The following is a 21,036-nucleotide window of genomic DNA, read 5'->3' as shown; positions in this document are numbered from 1 at the left end:
GTACCTGCAACTTTTTTCAATAAAAATCCAAAATGAGGGAACGGTCATCTACAGTGAGCAAGTGGTACAATTGATTGTGTAAAGGCGGAAAAAAGAGTTGTTTTGGCCCGTTATTTGAAGCTGCACCATTTTTTAATACGCTTGGGATGAAGTAAGTTTACTATGTAGTATAGGAATATATGGCCAAAGGAAAACTCATAGCATTCTTTTTTTTGATTCTGGCATATACAGGTGTTGCTCAGGAAGAGGGCAAGCGTACCTCAAATAAAGTCTTGGGAACTGCAAAGAAAGAGAATAGAGCCGGTTTAAGTACAGCACAGGCTCATCAACGATTCTTGGACTCCGCCAACATTTACAAAAAGTCAGATTTGGAAAAAAGCATCGATTTTATTGCCCAGTCAATGGAATCCTTGGATGCGTTGGGTAATAAGAGAGAATTGTCCAGTTCACTCACGGTGTTGGGAGAGATCTACATGTATCACAAGCAATATGACTTGGCCATCACCAATTTTAAGGATGCGCTTGCTGCCAGTCCTTCCAACAAAACAAAACTCCTTTTGGGCAAAACCTATGTGTTGCACGGGGAGTTTGAAAAGGCCGAGACCACTTTGTCTCCTTTGCTCGACGTAAAGAACATGGTGCCCTATCGGCGGGTGGAACTTTATGAAGCCATGGGCGATGCGAACATTGGTATGTCCAATCCAAGACGGGCACAGGAATTTTACCAAGAAGGGCTACGAGTAGCGGAAAAAAACCAGATATCTCCAAAGGTCATCGACCTCAACTCAAAGATAGCCGATACCTATGCCAGTGAAAATAGGGTGGTTGAAGCGGAGGGTTTTTATCAAAATAGTCTAAACCTTTCCAAAAGGGTAGCTCCGGAGCGATTGATTCAAGAAAGTGAGCGAGTCGCAGATTTCTATAATCAAAAGAACCGGTATGATGATGAAATTCAATTGCGCAAAAAAAGCCTGAACGAGTTACAACAGTTGCCCCAATCCAAGGTAAGTGTGGAAAGTCGAGGGGTTTCAGTATCGGATACGATCACTTCCCAGCGTATCAATTACAAAATAGCCAATGCCTACATTGCACAAGATAAGCTGGATGAGGCCATACCTTATTTGGAAAAAAGTATTGTGGAAGCCGATGAAGAGGACGATTTGATTGTGCAAAAGGATGCCACTAGGCAACTCTCAGAAGTCTATAGAAACAAAGGGGATTTTACAAAGGCCCTGGAATCTTATCAAGATTACGTTGCCGTGGTGGACAGCCTATATGTTAGAAAGGAACAGGAGCTTTCACAAGCAGCTCGTTTTAATAGAGAAATTGCCAACACACAAAATCGAATTTCAAGCTTGGAACAAGAGCGTGAACTCAACCAAAGTAAATATAGTTTGGCGGTTACTGAACAGCAACTTTTTGAAGAGACCAGCAAACGTCAAAAATGGATAATCTATTCCTTGGTCTTCGGGATTTTACTCACTGCATTGACCGCTTTGTTGTACTATCGCAGCAATCGACAACAAAAGTTGGCTAACAACCTTTTGGCCTTGAAGTCCCTGCGAACCCAAATGAACCCACATTTTATTTTCAATGCACTCAATTCAGTGAACAATTTTATTGCCAAGAGCGATGAAAGAAGCGCTAATCGGTTTTTAAGTGAATTCTCTGTGTTGATGCGCAGCGTGTTGGAAAATTCAGAGGAGGATTTTATTCTGCTCTCAAAAGAATTGGAACTTTTGGAGTTATATGTAAAACTGGAACATTCCCGTTTTTCGGACAAGTTCGATTACAGTATCAATATTGATGAGCAAGTGGATGTGGATGCATTTCAGATTCCGCCAATGCTTCTGCAGCCCTATATTGAAAACGCTATTTGGCACGGGTTGCGATATAAGGAAGAAAAGGGATTCTTGAAAATCAACCTAAAACAACTCACCGACACCTTATTGGAGATTACAATTATGGACAATGGTATCGGGAGAAAAAAATCGGCTGAGTTGAAGACCAGCAATCAGAAAAAACAAAAATCCAAAGGAATGGGCAACATAAAAAAGCGCATACAAATCCTCAACAATATGTACAAAAATAAGGTGGATGTGTCCATTGCAAACCTAAACGAAGACCAAACAGGGACCAAGGTGACCCTAAAGCTAAAAAAAGACTAATGGAACTGCGGGTGATTATAGTGGAGGATGAGGCCAATAGCCGGGAAATCCTTCGAAATTATATCAGCAAATATTGTAATGGTCTCAAATTGTTGGGTGAAGCCGCGCACATTGAAGAAGGAATCACATTGATTAAAAAGCACCGGCCCGATGTGGTATTTTTGGATGTGGAAATGCCTTTTGGTAACGCGTTTGATTTGTTGGACAAGATTCCAGACCGAACGTTTGAGGCTATTTTTGTAACGGCATACAATCAATACGCCATGGATGCCCTTAACCATCACGCCGCTTATTATTTGATGAAACCCATCAATATTGATGAATTGATCAAAGCGGTGGATTACGTAAAGACCGTCAAGGAAAAAGAAAATGCGTTGGAAGGTCAGGTGTTAAAAACTACGCCCTTTAAGGCTGAAGGGAAAATAACATTACCACAACAAGATGGGTTTCAAGTGTTGGATGTAGGTGATATTTTTTTCTGTAAGGCTGATGACAATTACACAGAAATCTATTTGGAGCACAAAAAGATTTTGGTGAGCAAGACACTAAAATATTTTGAAGAAGCCCTTCAAGGCTATGCCTTTGCCAGAATACACAAATCCTATTTGGTAAATGTGGCTGAAGTGGTCAAATATAAGAAAGGCAAGGGCGGCAGCGTGATACTTTCAAATGGTAAGGAATTGTCCGTTTCTGCCTCCAAAAAAGCTGAACTATTGTCGTATTTTCAGTAGGCCATAAAACAGGTTCCTGAGCGAAGTCGAAGGAACGGTTTAGAATGGCTTAAAGCAGAATAAATGAATTGATTCGAATAATAAAAATATGATACTGAAATCCGTAAAAGGTAAATCCCCAGAAATAGGAAAAGATTGCTTTATTGCCGAAAATGCCACCATTGTGGGTGATGTGACCATGGGCGACCAGTGCAGTGTGTGGTTCAATGCCGTAATCCGTGGCGATGTGCATTACATTAAAATGGGGAATAAGGTAAACGTGCAGGACGGCGCCGTGATTCATTGTACCTATCAAAAATCACCCACAATTATAGGAAACAACGTTTCCATTGGCCATAATGCCATTGTGCATGGTTGTACCCTAAAAGATAATATATTGGTGGGCATGGGTAGTATTATTATGGATGATTGCGTGGTGGAAAGCAATTCCATTATCGCCGCTGGTGCTGTTGTGACCCAAGGAACCCATGTAGAGGCTGGCAGTATTTATGCCGGAATGCCTGCCAAAAAGATCAAAGATATCAGTCCAGAGTTGAGTTCTGGGGAGATAGACCGAATTGCCAACAATTATGTAATGTATTCCAGTTGGTTCAAGGAAGATTAAGAACTCAATAATCCATTAATCCAAGTTGTCCAAACATCTAAGAGTCTAAATTATCCCTATTTTTACGCACTCAAAAAACTCGACTATTATGAACGCATATATTTTTCCAGGACAAGGCGCGCAATTTGTTGGAATGGGATTAGATCTTTATGAGAATCACTCCCAAGCACAAGAACTGTTTGAGCTGGCAAACGAAATTTTAGGTTTTTCCATTACCGATACCATGTTCGAAGGTACCGCTGAGGATTTAAAACAAACGAAAGTAACCCAGCCAGCCATTTTTTTACACTCTGTGATTTTGAGCAAGGTATTGGGTGACGATTTTAAACCCGATATGGTCGCGGGGCATTCCCTAGGTGAATTTTCCGCCTTGGTAGCCAACGGCACCTTAAATTTTGAGGATGGACTAAAACTGGTATCCCAACGTGCACTTGCTATGCAAAAAGCCTGCGAGCTAAAGCCCAGCACCATGGCTGCCGTTTTGGGATTGGACGATGCTATTGTGGAAAAAATATGTGCAGAGGTGGAAGGTGTGGTCGTTCCTGCCAACTACAACTGTCCCGGTCAATTGGTAATTTCAGGTGAAGTGGATGCAGTGAACATTGCCTGTGAAAAATTAAAAGAGGCCGGAGCAAGAAGAGCTTTGTTGTTGCCCGTGGGCGGTGCATTTCACTCCCCATTGATGGAACCTGCCCGAGAAGAATTGGCTGCAGCCATTGAAACTACAGAGTTTAGCGTTCCCAGCTGTCCTATTTATCAAAATGTGACTACTACTGCAATTTCAAGTGCTGACGAAATCAAAAAGAACCTAATCTTACAATTAACGGCCCCCGTAAAATGGACCCAAAGCGTACAACAAATGGTGAAGGATGGTGCTAAAACCTTTGTGGAAGTGGGCCCAGGCAAAGTATTGCAAGGTTTGGTGAAAAAGATAAACCCAGATTCCGAAACTAGTTCCGCGGCACTCTCCTAGATAACTCAGGCAGTTTATCCGATTTAACCAAGATTTGAACCGATTGGTTATGGGGATTGTTACCCTTTTTTGTAATATTGATTTTCCCAACTCACCAACCTAAACATGGCATTTACGAACTAAACTGAAAACGCATTTACAGGTGATGGTAACCTCCCGGCAGATAACTTTAAAGCGGTCCTTTACAAACTACAGTAAAGGAATAATGTTGGTGTTGACACTTGTGTTATTTGGAATTGGATCAGGGTATGGACAAGATCCAATAAGCATCGGGGACGTGACCTTGGCGGAGGGCGACGCCGGGACGACGGACTTCATCTTCACGGTGAGCGTTGACGGCGGCGGTAACGCGGCCGCCCAGATAGACTTTGATGTGGACACCTCTGACGGGACCGCCACGGCGGGCACGGACTACGTCGCGATAGTGGGCGGTACTGGCACGATAGCCGCGGGCACCCCCAGCACTACGATAACGGTACAGGTGAACGGTGACACCGATGTTGAGCTTGACGAGGGCTTCACGGTCGTGCTGAGCAACCCGACCAATGCCACGATAACGGACGATACCGGTGACGGCACGATCACCAATGACGATACGGATTCGATAAGCATCGGGGACGTGACCTTGGCGGAGGGCGACGCCGGGACGACGGACTTCATCTTCACGGTGAGCGTTGACGGCGGCGGTAACGCGGCCGGGAACATAGGTTTTTCCTATGTAACGTCTAACGGCACAGCTACAGCAGGAACAGATTATGTGGCTACATCTGGTACGGGACAGATTAACGTAGGTGAATCAAGCACAACTATTACCGTTGTGGTTAATGGTGATACCGATATTGAACTAAACGAAACATTCAATCTACAACTGAGTTTAGTTTCCAATGCAACGATTAACGATGGTACGGGATTGGGGACAATTAATAATGATGATACGGGTATTGCCACGGTTACAGCAAGTGATGATACCGCTACAGAATTGGGAACGGAAACCGGTTCTTTTGAGGTGAACCTTGGCGCAATCAACAATACGGGCTCTGCAATTATTGTAGGATATACAGTTGGTGGGGATGCAACTCCTGGGAGTGACTATAACACGCTTTCGGGTACTGTATCTATTGACAATGGCCAGCAAACCGCCACAATATTAGTAACCCCAATAGACGATTCCCTTGTCGAATTGGATGAAACGGTAACAGTCACTCTTAATTCAGGTGCCGGTTATACCGTCGGCATTCCAGCCAGTGCCGATGTAACCATCGTAAGTGAGGACAATACACCTCCGGATGGATACACAGTAACCATCAACCAAGATCCCATAAATTTGACGAATGAAGATGATGTAAGTTTCTCTTTTTCTGGAGCTCCATCGTTTCTAACAACATATGACTATGCCTTTACTAGTGATGGTGGAGGTACTCCGGTTACAGGAACTGGACCTGTTGGAAGTCCTAATAATACAATAACAGGTATAGATCTTAGCAGTTTGCCTGATGGAATCATTACGCTAACAGTAACTGTTACCAATGCTTTAGGAAATGAGGGGCCTCCAACATCAGATATGGCTGTTAAAAATACGGTAGTTCCCTCAGGATATACTGTTGAGATAAACCAAGATCCCATAGATGATGGTAACCAGACAGCTGTTAGCTTTACTTTTACAAATGCGGTAGTCGGCGCGATATACGATTATACCTTTACAAGTGATGCAGGCGGAACTCCAGTGATGGGCTCAGGATTGATTAGTTCTCCAACTCAAAGCGTTACGGGAATCAATGTTAGTGGTGTTGAAGACGGAAATGTTACGCTTGCAGTTACACTTAGCAATGGCAATGGGGTTGGTCCAATTGCCGATGATAGTGTTGCCAAGAATACGGCTCCTTGTAATGCCGATGGTGCTACACCTTCGCTTGATTTGACCCAGCCCACAACTTTCTGTGGGGAGGAGCTTTTAGTGGATTTGGATGATTATGTGACCAATGCTGCTCCTCCAGGAACTGAATTGAGATGGAGTACAGATCCAGACCCTTTACAGACGGATCAGCATCGAAATAGTCAGGTTACCAATCCAGCTTCTTATTTCGGATTTTTTTGGGATGCCATAAACAATTGCCCCAGTGCTGTGGTTACAGTTACTTTAGAGCTTTTTCCAACTCCTACCATAACAAACACTACTGGTGCTGAACGCTGTGGTGAAGGTACATTGACCTTGACGGCCACAGCCAGTAATGGGGTTATCAACTGGTTTGATGCGCCCACTGGAGGCGCCATGCTAGGAAGCGGTGGCACGTTCATTACGCCTTCCATTTCAACCACCACCTCATTTTATGTGGAGGCCACTGCCAATGGATGTGTTTCAGACCGAGTGGAAGTAGTGGCAACTATAAATGATACCCCTTCTACCGGTACCCCAACCAATACGGTTGCCTGTAATACGGTAGGCCTTGGAGGGCCTAATATCATTGATTTGGATGCTACCTTATCAGGCGCAGATGCTGGAGCATGGACCATTATAACCGACCCATCTGGGGGTTCTTTGGCCATTGGAAGCGGAAATACGGTTGATTTTGACGGTTTGCCCGTTGGGGATTATGTGTTTGAGTTCACGACTACAGGCGCTATTGCCCCCTGTACTAATGATTCGGTGCAAGTGACCATATCCGTGAGCGACTGTAATGTGGATACGGATGGTGACGGTCTAACTGATTCAGAAGAAAATACCTTGGGTACCGATATTAATAACCCTGATACAGATGGTGATGGATTAACGGATGGCGAGGAAGTATTGGTAGTTGATGATCCAAGTACAACCGCAGTTCCCGAAAATGCTACGGATCCCTTGGATGCTTGTGACCCGTTCTTGACCGTGGATTGTAATCCAATGGATATTGATTTGGCCATTACAAAAGTGGTAGATGAAGATGAGCCTCTTTTGGGTGAGCAAATCGAGTTTGTCATTACTATCGAAAATGTGGATATGGCAAGGGTCTTGGATATCGTTGTGACCGATGTATTGGATGATGCTTTTGAATATGTTTCCCATGTGGCTTCGTTAGGAACCTATGACGAAGAAACTGGGGAATGGTCCATTCCCGAAATGAACGCGACAACGGCAACGGCAACTCTGGAGATTACAGTAGCTGTCACTGCTTCAGGGACCTTCCAGAATACGGCAGCATTGGTTTCATCCCTTCCCTCAGACAATACCGTAACCGATAACAATTCATCAACCGTTTCTGTTCAGGTAAATCGAAGTGCTTGTGAAGACCCCGGAACCATTTGCAATATCTTTTCACCCAATGGTGATGGTAAGAATGATAGGTTGATATTGGTGGGTCACGAACAATATTCAAATAACACTCTTGAGGTTTTTGATCGCTATGGGAACAGTGTATTCCAGATGGATGGGTATGATAGTTCTTGGGATGGAACAGGTAAAAATGGTGATCTGCCCAAAGGGACGTATTTTTATATTCTTGATTTAAATGGAGATGGAACGGAAGTAGTAAAGGGATGGATTCAAATTGTAAGGAACAACTAAAATGCCAGATAAAAAAGGTTTGTCAAAATACAGAATTGTTCTTTTAGTGCTGCTTTTGGCCATCGGTTTGGCCAATGCCCAAAAAGAGCCCCAATACACCCAGTACATGTACAACATTGGCAGTTTTAATCCGGCCTATGTCGGTACCGTGGAGAGTCCAGAGGTCATTGGCCTGTACAGGGCGCAATGGGTTGATATTGAAGGTGCACCGACCACTATACGTGGAGGGGCCAATATTCCGTTCAGCAACGAAAAAATGGGATTGGGGATCAATATTGTGAGCGATCAACTCGGTCCGTCCACACAAACCTATTTTGATGTCGCCTATTCCTATCAAATTCAACTATCCGAAGACACCAAATTGTCATTTGGATTGAATGCTGGTGGTTCTTCCTTGAATATCGACTACTCTAAGGGTACCTTTATTGACCCATCGGATGAATCCATTTTGGGTGGGGAGTATACCAACTTTTATCCGACCGTAGGTGCAGGGCTTTTTATGTACCATGAAGAGGATTGGTATTTAGGTGTTTCGGTTCCCAATTTTTTGACCAATGCTCTTTATAATGATGAAGTGGCCACCATTGTGGAGGACAATATGCAGTTCAATGCCATTGGGGGTTATGTGTTCCAGATATCCGATAGGACCAAGTTTAAACCGGCTTTTTTAGTAAATTACCTTCAAGGGTCCCCTGTAAATGTGAACCTATCGGCCAACTTTCAGTTTATAGATGCCCTTACCATTGGCGCTTCGTACCGTTTTGACAATGCGGTGAGCGGTTTGGCAGGATTTCAGGTATCCAATGCTATGTTTATTGGTTATGCGTATGATTACAATACCAACGGATTGGGCGAGTACAGCGGAGGCTCGCATGAGGCCATATTGAAATTCTATATTGGTCGAGGTGGTTTTGGTTCCGGAGGTTCCAAATCAAGAAACAAGAACAAAAAGACAAATGATAAAGGAAAACAGATAGATTCCCCAAGATTTTTCTAACATGAGCAAGGCGCACAATATACAGCTAACAATTTTGGCAACCCTTTTGGGCGTGGTTTTCTGCTTTGGTCAGAAAAAGTCTAAGGGAGACAATCTTTTTTTTCAATATAAATACCAGCAGGCCATAACGGCGTATGAAGACCAATTAAGGGAAGGGGTTTTGTCCGAACAGCAATTTTTGAATTTGGCGGATTCCTATTTCGAAACCAACAATTTTGAGAAGGCCTCTGAAATGTATTTAGAGCTTTATAAGAAAGACACCTTGATGGGAAGCCATCATTTCAATAAAATGCTGCAGAGCTTCTCCAAGACGACCAATAAAGAGAGAAAAGAAGCTTTTTTGTCCACAATGTCCTTAAGTTTTTCAAAAGAACTAATGGAAAACATGGAGTTTAATCAGCAGTTATTGGGAAACGAAGCGGCGGACCCTGGCTTGGATTATCAAATCTTTAACTTGTTGGGAAACAGTCCACAGACCGATTTTGCTCCAGCTTTTTACAAAGACCAACTGCTGTTCACCAGCGGGCGCCCTCAACAAAAAGGCAACAGATACGAACCTGGTAACGAAGACTATTTCAATATTTATTCGGCACGGCTGCAAACCGATGGGCAGATTTCTAGCATAGCACCTTTTTCCGAGATTGGTAGTTCAAGATTTCATAAGGCCACTCCATTTTATTCCGAAAGTTTAAAGAGCATATTCTATGTATTGTCCAATACCCAAGATGGTGAGCTTGCGTTCGACAATACAGGAAAAAATGCCTTGTCCATTGGAAAACAGACCATTGGTGGTTCATTTCAATTGCTTCTAAAGGATTTAAGTACGTCTTTTTATTACCCGTATTATGATGAAGCCTCTGGAAAATTATATTTCTCGGCCAATTTTGAAGATGGTTACGGTGGCACCGATATTTATTACGTGTATACGAACAATGGCCAGGTGATGTCGGCTCCAATTAATTTGGGTCCCCGCATCAATACCCCCGGTAACGAAATAGCACCTTTTATGTTTGAAGGGAGTTTGTACTTTGCATCAGATGTGTTCTATGGGTTAGGGGGAATGGATGTTTACAAATCGAATATGGAAGGAGAGGGCTTTAGTATTCCTATAAACTTGGGAATGGGCATCAATTCACCTGAAGATGATTTTGGACTTATTATGCGAAATGATGGTGAAGGGCTATTGGGGTATTTTGCGTCCAATAGACCCGGCGGAAAGGGCAAGGATGATATTTATGGCTTTAAGGTGGACGAAAAACCAGGACTGAAGACAATCGCTATCAAGGGAAAAGTTATGAAGCCTTACAACCCTTCTGAAGTTGTAGACAAGGCTGTAGTTCGATTAAAAAGCCCCAGTGGTGAACTTTTGGCTGAGACCTATTCTGATGAAGATGGAAATTACAGAATGGAAATTCCATGGGAAGAAGAGGTAATATTAGAATCTACCAAAGACCATTACTCCAGATTTACCAAGCGTTTTAAGGAAGATGATTTGGAAGGATTGGAAAAGACAGATTTTGATATTGGTATTTCACTCTATGATGATTTGGTGGAGGAACAGGAGGGGCAAATGGTTGTAAAAATGAAAAAGTTTTTCTTTGGTAACAACGATACCCAGCTGACCCCAGAAATTGAAGTTGAATTGGATAAAGTAGTGGATTTTATTAAAAGTTTTCCATCGGCCCAATTAAGAATAGAAACGTATACGGACAGTAGGGGAGGGAGTTCCATCAATTTTAGGTTGACACAGAGCCGTTCTGATGCCATTAAAAGATATCTGATTCAAAAAGGTGTCCCTGCGAGCAACATTCTATATTCCATTGGGTATGGAGAAGACAAAATTCTGAATAATTGCACCAACGGAGTTTTCTGTTTAGAAATGCTCCATAAACAAAATCAAAGGTCTTTGATTGTAGTGTTGAACGACAACGTACTTTTCAATTAGAACCAAATCATCCAGCAATAATACAGCGCAAATAACGAAAGAAATACCATTCCACACCACGTGAGAATCTGTAAGCCTATTTTGGGTTTGTGGATGTCGGGAATATCATTGCCCATTACGGTTTTAAGGTTCATCCAACCCAATAACGGGGCCAGTACAAAAGAAACAAAGGTGGCCAAGGAGACTAAACTGGCCATATTGGCACTAAAAACTTTGATAACGAGCCAATTGATGATGGCCATGATAATTACGGTAATGGCAAAAGCATTTTTATTCTTGAATGCTCCGGCATTGGGATACAATTTGGCAAGAACATCAACACTGACCCTTGAAACGGCATCATGGGCGGTCATACACGTACTGAACATGGTGGCGAAGGCAGCTACGGCAATAAAAAGATAGGCCCAATCCCCAATATGCACGGTAAATAGATTTACCAATTGGTCAGCGAAGACCACAGCGCTTCCGCTAAGTTCCGTACCTGTGCCATACAGGGTCATCCATCCAATGATCAAGAAGAAAACCGCCAAGATTGCAGTTAAAATGTAGCCTACATTAAACTCTTGGAGGGCGAGTTTCAGGGAGGGCTTTTCCTTCATGGTCTTTAGATTTTCCATGTTCCACATGCTCACCCAGCCCGAAGCCTCGACAGCGGTGGGCATCCACCCAATCAATCCGATTAAAAATAAAATGCCGACTTCATTAAAAACCCCAGGACGTTGATACGATTCTGCACTGGGTACCGGCCCTTTTTGAATGACGAGGACCGTTGTTACCAAAAGAGCAACAAACAATATGGTTATGACAGCTTTTAAAGAGTTTTCCAAGAATTTGTATTTCCCAATAATGAGGAGCAAACTGATAAATATGAAAAGACAAAGGGCAATTCCCCCTGCACCCATGCTTGTAATTTGGAAAAGATTCATAAAAAGTCCAGCAGTGACCACATAAAGCGCGGCCAAAATGGTGAACGTGGAAATCAACGTCACAAAGGCGTAGATCCACAAATAGGTTTTTCCTAGATTCAAGTAACCTTCCACCAAGCTTCTTTCAGTAACAGTGGTATAACGTACCCCAAATTCAAAAAAAGGATATTTTAAAAGATTGGCCAATACAATCGGAATGACCATAATCCATCCATATTGTGCTCCAGCTTTGGTGGACAGTACCAAGTGGGATGTGCCAATGGCCATGCTGGCAAATAGTAGACCAGGGCCTAAAACTTTGATAAGTGCTTTCAGTTGTGTCATGTATAGTCAATAGTGCATGGCGCTAAATGTAGTGTATTTATGGCATTTCGTAAAAAGCTGCATCCATGATTGATTTATAATATTTGCTTAATTATTTCACAATGGGTATGGTTTTGAAAACTGTTTTTTACAGTTTTGTATTACTGTAAATCCTATGTTTTAATGATTGTTTGGATACTCTTTATTTCGGCCGTTGCACTATTGCTGATTTTTGATTTGGGTGTACTTAATAGGAAGGCCCATGCTATTTCTTTAAAGGAAGCTACTACTTGGAGCATGTTTTGGATAGGGTTGGGACTGGTATTTTCAATTTTGGTTTATTTTATTTACCGAAATCAATGGATAGAAAATCCAAATGATTTAACAGCATGGAATGCAACCCTCAAATATATTACTGGGTATTTGGTGGAAATGTCTCTGAGCATGGATAATATTTTTGTGATTGCAGTGATTTTTTCATCCTTTGCCATACCGGAAAAATACCAGCATAGGGTACTTTTCTGGGGGATAGTGGGCGCTATCTTTTTTCGGATTACAGCTATTTATTTGGGTGTTGCCCTTCTTAAAAAGTTTATATGGATTACGTACGTTTTTGGTGGGTTTCTGGTGATTACGGCCTTACGATTACTACGGTCAAGTAAAAAAGTCTATGAACCAAAAGATTCTATTGTGTTTCGATTGGTGAATAAGATTATTCCGGTTTCGGATACCATAACGTCCCAGAAATTCTTTGTTCGCAAGGACGGGATATTAATGGCTACCCCACTTTTATTGGCATTAGTGGTGATAGAGTTCACGGATGTGCTTTTTGCATTGGATAGTATTCCGGCCGTATTGGCGATTACATCGGATACATTTTTGGTGTTCAGTTCCAATATTTTGGCGGTGATGGGCCTACGTTCCATTTATTTCTTCTTGAGCCATATGGTAGCGCGGTTCAATTACTTAAAGTACAGTCTTTCTGCAATCTTGTTCTTTGTGGGGGTAAAGTTGATTTTATCCCATCATGTTGAGGTACCGGAATGGGTTTCGTTGGCATTCATTGCGGCAGCATTGGCTATGGGAGTGGTGTTTTCATTGAAGAGAAAAGAAGAATAGCGTTTTGACCGAAAAAAAAGCCAAGGCAAAATGCCTTGGACTCAACGGTTAATTCGCCATTTCTATATTTTATCCTAAAATTGCTGAGGATTTTCAACCTGCTCAAGCACAGTAACATCTACCATCCCGGACATGTTTAGGTCATGTCCTGTACCATTTCCGGCGGCTGCCTCTGACCATGAATACGAAAATGTTAGATGTCTGGTCTCCATATTATAGGACAGGTTTGATATCTCAAAATTGAGGATGTTTTCCCATAACTACTATCTACCACGAAATACTTGTTGTCATCTCCGATTGCTGCATATCCGACAACAGCATATATATAACTGTTCAGTGCCAAGATTACTAACATTAATACGTAAATGGAATGTGCTCTCTTGATAGCATTGTCAGGTGTACTGAGGAAACGCACTATATCAAATGGGTAATCATAACCTTATTGGATTTGAGTAGAGTTCACAAAATTCAGTTGTGCTGGTTGATTGATAATAATAGGGCTATCCCCATGAATTTTAAAAGTTTCATAGATTTTTTCTTTAAGGTTTTTTCAAATTTTAGTTTACTGGATGACTTAAAAATGTGCCCTGGAGATGAAAACCTCTGTGAAGAGGTTGGTTTATACTACCAATCCATGAGCCCCAGTCCTGGGTTTTGATTGGGTCTTAGAATTCCGTTCTTTAGATGGAACAAGTTAGAAAAAGGGTCTTTTTTAAATTCTAAATGCCCATCTAAGTCAGCATATTTTATGTTGGATCGTGAAAGAGCAAAGTGCAGCCCCGCTGAAATACCAAGGGCACATTCGTCCAAACAGCCTACCATGGCTTCCAGATTGGCGGCATTGGCCACTGTGTTCACACGCATTCCCTCATGGATTCCCCCAACTTTCATGAGTTTAATATTTACCATGTCAATCCGTTGGTTTTTGGCCAATCGAAAGGCATCCTTGACCGATTTTAGACTTTCATCGGCCATAATGGGTAGGTCCAGTGTGTTTTTTACAGCTCCCAAGTGCTCATCAAATCCCGGTTTTGTAGGTTGCTCCAGGATTTCAATGTTCATTTCTTTTACGGCTTCATCAAACGCTTGGGTTTCAGAAACGGAATACCCTTGATTTCCATCAAAACGAAGCTGAATATGGGGAAAGGTCTCCCTAAGTTTTTTCAGTTTTTCAATGTCCCCTTCCAAAGAAAGCCCGCCCTTTATTTTTAAAATAAAGAACTTTTGTTTTACGTATTCCGATGCCAGTTTTAGGGTCTCTTCCAGAGGAAGGATGCCAATGGTGATGCTCGTTGCAATTTCATGTCGGTACCCACCCAAAAATTGATATAAAGGTACTTTCATTTTCTTGGCTGAAATATCCAAAAGGGCCATATCAACCATGGCCAATGCCGACGATTTTTGCGATAATTGATGCGAAAGCTCCTCCAAAATACTTGAAACCATGAAGGGATTCTTCCCCTTTAAAATAGGGATGATGGTATTTTTAATGGCCTGTTCCACATCATCCGGCGACTCATGGGTGACCGCTACATCGGGCGCCGCACAACCAAACCCCAAGATTTTTTCATCCGTTTCTATTTTAAGGATAAAATTGGTAGCCTTTGAAATCTCTTCATAGGCAATGGTATAGGGGACAAGGAGCTCCAATTCCAATCGCTCATACCCAATATTGGTGATGATCATGGCTTCAACTTGGTTTTGAGTAGCGCAATGAGGTCTTGTGCACCATGGGCCAGAACATCAAAAGTGGGAAGTCCAGTTTCCTCCTCCAATGCTTTACAGGCTGGAAGGATTTCAGATGGTTCTATGTTCTCGTGATTTACGGTGATGGCAATCACCTCTTTCCCTGAAATCACTTGGATGGCGTTGATTTGTTCTTGGATGGAATGCATTTTGTACCCGGGAAAGCCATCATATTCCAACCGTTTGGGGGCATGTTGTAGAATAACATAATCGGGTCGGCCTGCGGCCAAAATTTCAAATCCACCGGGATACGCCGGATTCATCAAGCTTCCTTGGCCTTCAATGACAATAACATCGGGTTTTTCGTTACGATAGGCACTGACCACAGCGTGTTCAATTTCACCGGATACAAAATCGTTGATGCAGCTGTCCATGATCATGCTGTATTTAGCACCCTGCATCCAAGCGGTCTGCCCAGTTCCAATCATTTCAGCCTTGTAGCCAGCATCCCTGAACCCGTGGACCAAAAACCACGAAGTGGTTCGTTTGCCCAAAGCGGAATCGGTGCCTAAAACGGCCAATTTTAAGCAATCCACTTTTTCAATATCACCTGTAAAAAAGTGAAGCTTGTCACGGTCTGGAGTTTTGCGCACATCTCGAATAGTGCAATCATTCTTTGTTGCCAGTTCAACAAGTTCTGCATCGTTGGTGAGAAAATCATGAAGGCCGCTGTCTACATTCCAACCCAGTTGTAGGGCTTTCTTAATTGTATTTTTCGCAGATTTCGGCAATCGACCACCATCTGGAGCCAAGCCAATGACCAAATAATCTGGTGCTAGATTTTTCGCGGATAGCGTTTGGGTTGCTTCTTCAATCGTTGAAAAAATGGGAATAGCATTGGGTTTGCCATCCAGTACCATGCCTGCATCTTTTCCGGCATAGGTGTGGTCCAAAACTCCCACTACTTGATAACGCTCCGTAAAACGGACGAGTCCGTGGGCTGTTTTTCCATTGGGTGTATTGAATGCCCCTTCGCAATAGACAAGGGCCTTTCCGTCAATTTTTTTCATAGTGTCAATATTTGGCGGTAAGCACGGCAACAAACCGATTGGGTTCAAAATTTAGTTGTTCATCCAGTTCTAAAAGTGCAATTAATCCAGCTGTGGAGGCAGGAAGAATCCGTAGTCCTTCTTTTTTGAGCAGCAACGTGCTCATGTCCCGCATTTTTTTATCACTTATATTGAATGCCTCGCCATCAGACTGATGTAAGGCATACAGTGCTTCCTCGCCATCAAAACTATGCCAGTTGATGAGTGGCTCATTGTATTTAGTTTCCTTGACTTTTTCAGGTTGAAGGTCCTGACAATGGTTCAACCCTTTTTTGAACGATTGGATAATGGGATTTTTATGGGTAGATGAGGCGGCAATCATTTTGGGGATTTTCGTGGTCTTTCCCCGTTTGTAGAGGCTACTGAACCCGCGATAAATACCTGCTAGGAGCGTTCCATTGGAAACGGGTACCGCACAATATTCTGGTGCATCGCCCAAGTCATCTACAATTTCAGTGGCAATTTGGGCATAGGAAGCAATTTGTAATGGGGTGTTGGCACCTCCTGGGTTGGCATCGTACCATTCCCGTTCCGCAGCCATTTCACTTGCTTGGGTCACTACATCCTCATAACTGCCATCCAGTCGTAGAATGGTTGCCGAAAGGGACTCCATTTCCTTGATGCGTTCGGTATGATAGCTGGAGGGAATGGCAATGATACATTCCAATCCCGCCAAATCTGCGGCCAATGCCACGGCAACGCCGTAATTTCCACAGGTGGCCAAACAGATAGTATCGAACCCACGTCGGAGGGCATCGTAGACTTGCGCAAAAGCAATTCGGTCTTTTTGGGTGCCCGATGGATTATCACCTTCATATTTGATGTACAGTTGTCGAATATCGAACTCGCGTTCCAAGGATTTGGCACGGGTCATTGAGGTATCTCCCACTTCTATGTTGATGATATCCTCAAAACTTTCGAGTCTATCCACCAAGGATTTGTTTTTGTCCTTGATAAAGGCACTGAGTTCCTTGGTTTCTGAAGAGACTTTGAGTTCGGCGGTTTTAACTCCATCAAATAGATTCATACCATAGCATTAGGATAGACTAAAGGTATTCTTTTATGCTGTTTTTTGGTAATGCAAAGGCAATATTTTAAAGTGGTTTTGGGAGAAAAGAGAGTCAGTTGGTCTGTTCTTGAAGTTCATTGTAGGGAACAAACAAGATATTATAAGTTTTGGCATAGATATAGGTAAACTGTGCCCCGAAGAAAAGAATAAGGCATGAATAGGACACCCAAAGCAAAACCAAGACAATGGCACCAGCAGCACCGTAGGTGGAACCAGGTTCAGCCTCTCCAAAATAGAGTCCCAATAAGAATTTGCCAATGACAAACAACACGGAAGTGATTATGGCCCCAAACCAAACGGCTCTCCATTTTATCTTGGCATCTGGTAGGAACCTGAACATAAGGGCAAACATTAAGGTGATTATGACAATGGAAGAAAGAATGTCAACCGTGTAGGCCAAATAGACCACAATATCGGGCATCAACCTACGCAGATAATCGTTAAGTGCGGCAATGGCAGCGGTGATGATAAAACTGATAAGCAATAGAAAACCGATGACAAGGATAAAAGCAAAGCTTCGTGCCCGTTCTGATACCAATTTCCAGAAATTAAATTTTGTGGGACCTTTTATTCGCCATATTTCATTTAAGGAAATCTTTAATTGATAAAACACACCCGTGGCACCAAAAAGCAGCGTGGCAACACCAATAATAGTGGAGATTAAATTTTTGTCCTTGTTTTGGGTATCCTGAATGATTCCCTCGATAGTTTGCGCGGCATCAGGGCCCAGGGCAATGGAAAACTCGTTAGTGAGTCTGCCTTGAACAATATCCACACCCCAAATGGAACCCACAATATTGATGATAATCACCAAGAGTGCAGGTAGGGACAATACAGCATAATAGGCCACTACAGCACTCAATCGCCATGGATTGGCTTTGCTCCAAGCTTTAAAAGTGTCCCAAAAAAGGTATGGAAAATCTTTTAGCCTGAATTTTTTAGCATATGTATGACCTTTTTTCAAAAGATAGTGTACTAGATGTTAAGAAATCTTTGGAAGGGAATCTAATGTTTTTTGTATCGGAAGATTGCTCGAAAAACAATAATTGTTGACCGAGAAACTATAGAATGTACAATTGGTTCAAAGTTAGTGTGAAATTGAATTATAACTGTTTGGAATACAGTCGATAATTGATAATAAAGAGTAGGGTCTTGTCGTTGTTTAATAGAATCAAAACCTCAAACCAATGAAAAAACTAAGATTATCAAAAGTTGTTTTTTTAATATCCGGCCTAATGTTACTTGCTGCTTGCAGTGATGGGGAAGATGGTGCGGTTGGACCACAGGGTGAGCAAGGGATACAAGGTGAACCAGGAGAAGATGGGAATGCCAACGTAAGAAGTTATTTATTTGAAAATCAAACTCTTGTTGATGGAAATACATTGTTTACGATACCGGCGATTACCCAAGATATTATGGATTATGGTGTTGTCCTTGGTTATTTTCAGACTAGTTCAGAAGATTTTTGGTACGCATTGCCCTATCGTTCCACACAAGATTTTCATGTATTTATCTATTCGATTGCGTTACAACAACTGACAATACGCTCAACAGTAGCCGCAAGCGATGTGGATTTTAGGTTTGTCGTAATCGAAGGAACGGATGGTTCGGCCTCGAAGGTAACAAGTGTAGAGCAAGAATTGAAACAGGCGGGAGTGGATATCTCAGACTTTTATCAAGTAGCCGATTATTACAGATTGACATACTAGAAAATGGTTTAAATGCAAAAACCGAATCTTTCGATTCGGCTTTTGCATTAAGTACTCGAGGCGGGTACATAACCCTGAAAACATAAGAAAAAATATACTACTTAAATGTAAAGATAATCAGTAAGATACATATTACTTAGTTTCCTTTTAAATCTTTAATTTTCTTATTTTAGCATTAGTATTTGTTACTATTTTGTTACTAGTTGGATAAACTAACTAAATCTGAAATTGAATTTGCAATGAGTGTTAAGCTAAGGGAAAGGAATTTGGCCAAAGGTCGTAAAAGGTATTATTTAGATATTTATCAGAATGGGGTTAGGAGTTATGAGTGGTTGCACGTTGTTGAAAAAGGAGATGATAAAATCCAAAAAAGAGAGTTGGCTCAGAATATTAGGGCTGCAAGAGCTTTGGAATTGGAGAGTGAAGGAACAAACTTTATTCCAAGACATAAAAAAAAGGTAACAATCCCTAAATACATTGAAACTTACTTGGCTAACTACAAGTTAAGAGATATTAGAAGTATCAAGAATGCTTTAAACAAATTTCAACAGTATTTAAGAGAGGAAAAAGGAAAGCCCAATCTTCCAATGAGCGGTTTAAATAAACTTTATATAGAGGGTTTTAGGGAGTATCTTCTTTATAGGGCTGGATTGAATGGTGAAACACCTTACAGTTATTGGAAACGGTTTAAGAAGGTTTTAATCTATGCTGAAAAGCAGGGTTATTTAAAGGAATCGGTTTATAAGGGAGTAAAATGGGAATCTAAGAATAAGAAAGCAGAAAAAACGCTTGTAAAACAAATTCTCACAGAAGAGGAGATTCAAACACTAAAAAATACATATTGCGGGAATGATGAGGTGAAAAGGGCTTTTTTATTTGCGTGTTATTCCGGTTTGGGATATTCAGAGTTTAAGAGGTTGAAGTGGCATCATATTATAAACAATAGACTTATTATAAACAGGAGCAAAGTTGATAGTTCTGAAATTAATATTCAACTTAGTGATTCAGCTATACAATTATTGGGAGAGGAAAGAGGTAGGGGTGAATTAATTTTTAACCTGAAGCATAAGGGTAAATTTTTATCTGAAGTAGCTATAAAAAAGAATCTCACGACAATGATGAAGCGAGCAAAAATAGACAAGAATATTACCTTCTATTGTGGCAGACATACATTTGCAGTAAGATTGCTCACAAATGGAGCAAATTTAAAAACCGTCGCAGATGCTTTAGGGCATAGTAGTACCGCCCATACAGTAAAGTATTTAAACTATGTGAACAATATTAAGGACGATGCAACTTCAAACCTCCTATGATTAAAATAGAAAATGCTACATACAAACAGCGGATTGATAATTATTTTAAAGACTTAAATGAGTTTTTAAATGGTGGTGATGAGTCAGGAGATGAAGAGATAGACTTTCTTATTCCCCAATTAGGAGGATATATTTATGCCCTTCAAGTTTCTACTTTGAATAAAGATTTTGTTGATATAGTAAAGAGTCAACAAACCCAATATTTTGAAGTTAGGGAAAACGCCGCCCGTATGCACAGACTTCAGTTAAAACTAATTTACCTTAATAACTGTAAGGTTTCAAAGGATGACATTTTGGATGCTGTCCAAAGTTTTGATGAGCAAACTAAAAATTTCCAATCTGAAGAAATTGATTTTGTTCTCAATTCGTATTTCTATACTGAAGACGGTAATATTTTGTTTGAAAGAAGAGAGTGGATTAATGCTGTTAAATCTTTGGCTAAATTTTGCAAGTGGTTGCATACGAGAAAGGAACAGATACTAAGTGGGGAGCTAGTTACAGATGATATTTATGATAATTTAGAGCCATTAGAATTTAATCTAAACCAAACTGATTTGGTTCATTTCTTCGACTTATTAGTTGACGCAGATGTGATTAAGGAGCCTGAGAATGAAGTCCACAAAACGAAAGGCGGATTCTATGGTAAACTGGCTAAATACTTTACTGCAAAGGGCAAATCAATCAATCCTAAAAGTGCTAAAACAATTAAAGCAAATAAGGAGAATAAAGGCACTCCATATTCTCAAACTTATTACGAAATGCTCAACAACCTAAAGAAAACAATAGAGCGAAAATTGGATATTTAGAGTTGACGGTCAACCTACTGTAAACCTATTTTCTTTC

17 protein-coding genes are annotated in these 21,036 nt (G+C 41.5%); 11 read left to right on the top strand and 6 right to left on the bottom strand.

The features are described 5' to 3' along the window. The first annotated feature begins 179 nt into the window (after positions 1-179). The 7 genes from AB1A65_RS01620 (at position 180) to AB1A65_RS01590 (ending at position 10,959) form a co-directional block, all read left to right on the top strand. Complete coding sequence (locus AB1A65_RS01620) at positions 180-2,168, top strand: histidine kinase (protein ID WP_366584950.1); 1,989 nt, start codon at positions 180-182, stop codon at positions 2,166-2,168. Then, a complete protein-coding gene (locus tag AB1A65_RS01615) occupies positions 2,168-2,899 on the top strand; it encodes a LytTR family DNA-binding domain-containing protein (protein ID WP_366584948.1) in 732 nt (243 codons plus the stop codon). Before AB1A65_RS01620 ends, AB1A65_RS01615 begins: the two co-directional genes overlap by 1 nt. A gap of 88 nt (positions 2,900-2,987) precedes the next feature. Then, a complete protein-coding gene (locus AB1A65_RS01610; RefSeq protein WP_366584946.1) occupies positions 2,988-3,503 on the top strand; it encodes a gamma carbonic anhydrase family protein in 516 nt (171 codons plus the stop codon). Between the two features lie 88 nt (positions 3,504-3,591). After that, positions 3,592-4,476 (top strand): ACP S-malonyltransferase, encoded by an 885-nt coding sequence (gene fabD / locus AB1A65_RS01605; RefSeq protein ID WP_366584944.1) that lies wholly within the window; start codon positions 3,592-3,594, stop codon positions 4,474-4,476. A gap of 145 nt (positions 4,477-4,621) precedes the next feature. Then, on the top strand, positions 4,622-8,017 hold the full coding sequence (locus AB1A65_RS01600) for a Calx-beta domain-containing protein (RefSeq protein WP_366585238.1): 3,396 nt from the start codon (positions 4,622-4,624) through the stop codon (positions 8,015-8,017). A gap of 1 nt (position 8,018) precedes the next feature. Next, entirely contained in the window at positions 8,019-9,014 is a 996-nt protein-coding gene (locus AB1A65_RS01595; protein ID WP_366584942.1) for a type IX secretion system membrane protein PorP/SprF, read from the top strand. 1 nt (position 9,015) lies between these two features. Next, entirely contained in the window at positions 9,016-10,959 is a 1,944-nt protein-coding gene (locus AB1A65_RS01590) for an OmpA family protein (RefSeq protein WP_366584940.1), read from the top strand. Here AB1A65_RS01590 and AB1A65_RS01585 read toward each other — a convergent pair. Next, positions 10,956-12,209 carry a divalent metal cation transporter gene (locus AB1A65_RS01585; RefSeq protein WP_366584938.1) on the bottom strand — a complete coding sequence of 418 codons (1,254 nt, stop codon included), beginning with the start codon at positions 12,207-12,209 and terminating at the stop codon, positions 10,956-10,958. The genes AB1A65_RS01590 and AB1A65_RS01585 overlap by 4 nt on opposite strands. 162 nt (positions 12,210-12,371) lie before the next feature. Between AB1A65_RS01585 and AB1A65_RS01580 the strand changes: the two genes are divergently transcribed. Beyond that, a complete protein-coding gene (locus tag AB1A65_RS01580; protein WP_366584936.1) occupies positions 12,372-13,307 on the top strand; it encodes a TerC/Alx family metal homeostasis membrane protein in 936 nt (311 codons plus the stop codon). 74 nt (positions 13,308-13,381) lie between these two features. On the opposite strand, the gene AB1A65_RS01575 is transcribed toward AB1A65_RS01580, so the two are convergent. From AB1A65_RS01575 to AB1A65_RS01555, 5 genes are all read right to left on the bottom strand, one after another. After that, positions 13,382-13,519: a hypothetical protein gene (locus tag AB1A65_RS01575; protein WP_366584934.1), complete on the bottom strand. Its 138-nt coding sequence runs from the start codon at positions 13,517-13,519 to the stop codon at positions 13,382-13,384. Between the two features lie 412 nt (positions 13,520-13,931). Beyond that, positions 13,932-14,993 (bottom strand): dipeptide epimerase, encoded by a 1,062-nt coding sequence (locus AB1A65_RS01570; protein WP_366584932.1) that lies wholly within the window; start codon positions 14,991-14,993, stop codon positions 13,932-13,934. Next, positions 14,990-16,063, bottom strand: coding sequence for a DUF1611 domain-containing protein (locus tag AB1A65_RS01565; protein WP_366584930.1), 1,074 nt, complete (start codon positions 16,061-16,063; stop codon positions 14,990-14,992). The genes AB1A65_RS01570 and AB1A65_RS01565 overlap by 4 nt, the downstream gene beginning before the upstream one ends. Positions 16,064-16,067: 4 nt before the next feature. Next, entirely contained in the window at positions 16,068-17,129 is a 1,062-nt protein-coding gene (locus AB1A65_RS01560; RefSeq protein ID WP_366584928.1) for a pyridoxal-phosphate dependent enzyme, read from the bottom strand. A 94-nt stretch (positions 17,130-17,223) separates the two neighbouring features. Further along, positions 17,224-18,135, bottom strand: coding sequence for a YihY/virulence factor BrkB family protein (locus AB1A65_RS01555; protein ID WP_366584926.1), 912 nt, complete (start codon positions 18,133-18,135; stop codon positions 17,224-17,226). Between the two features lie 223 nt (positions 18,136-18,358). On the opposite strand from AB1A65_RS01555, the gene AB1A65_RS01550 reads away from it, so the two are divergent. The 3 genes from AB1A65_RS01550 to AB1A65_RS01540 all read left to right on the top strand — a co-directional run bounded on the left by AB1A65_RS01550 (position 18,359) and on the right by AB1A65_RS01540 (position 20,999). Then, complete coding sequence (locus AB1A65_RS01550) at positions 18,359-18,880, top strand: collagen-like protein (protein ID WP_366584924.1); 522 nt, start codon at positions 18,359-18,361, stop codon at positions 18,878-18,880. A 203-nt stretch (positions 18,881-19,083) separates the two neighbouring features. Beyond that, positions 19,084-20,193 carry a site-specific integrase gene (locus AB1A65_RS01545; RefSeq protein ID WP_366584922.1) on the top strand — a complete coding sequence of 370 codons (1,110 nt, stop codon included), beginning with the start codon at positions 19,084-19,086 and terminating at the stop codon, positions 20,191-20,193. Continuing rightward, positions 20,190-20,999 (top strand): hypothetical protein, encoded by an 810-nt coding sequence (locus AB1A65_RS01540; RefSeq protein ID WP_366584920.1) that lies wholly within the window; start codon positions 20,190-20,192, stop codon positions 20,997-20,999. The genes AB1A65_RS01545 and AB1A65_RS01540 overlap by 4 nt, the downstream gene beginning before the upstream one ends. Positions 21,000-21,036: the final 37 nt, after the last annotated feature.

Origin of the sequence: Allomuricauda sp. ANG21 (genome assembly GCF_040705235.1) — a bacterium.
Taxonomy (GTDB): domain Bacteria; phylum Bacteroidota; class Bacteroidia; order Flavobacteriales; family Flavobacteriaceae; genus Flagellimonas; species Flagellimonas marina.
Note: the sequence above shows the minus strand (reverse complement) of the source record. Positions and strands in the feature narration are given on the sequence as shown.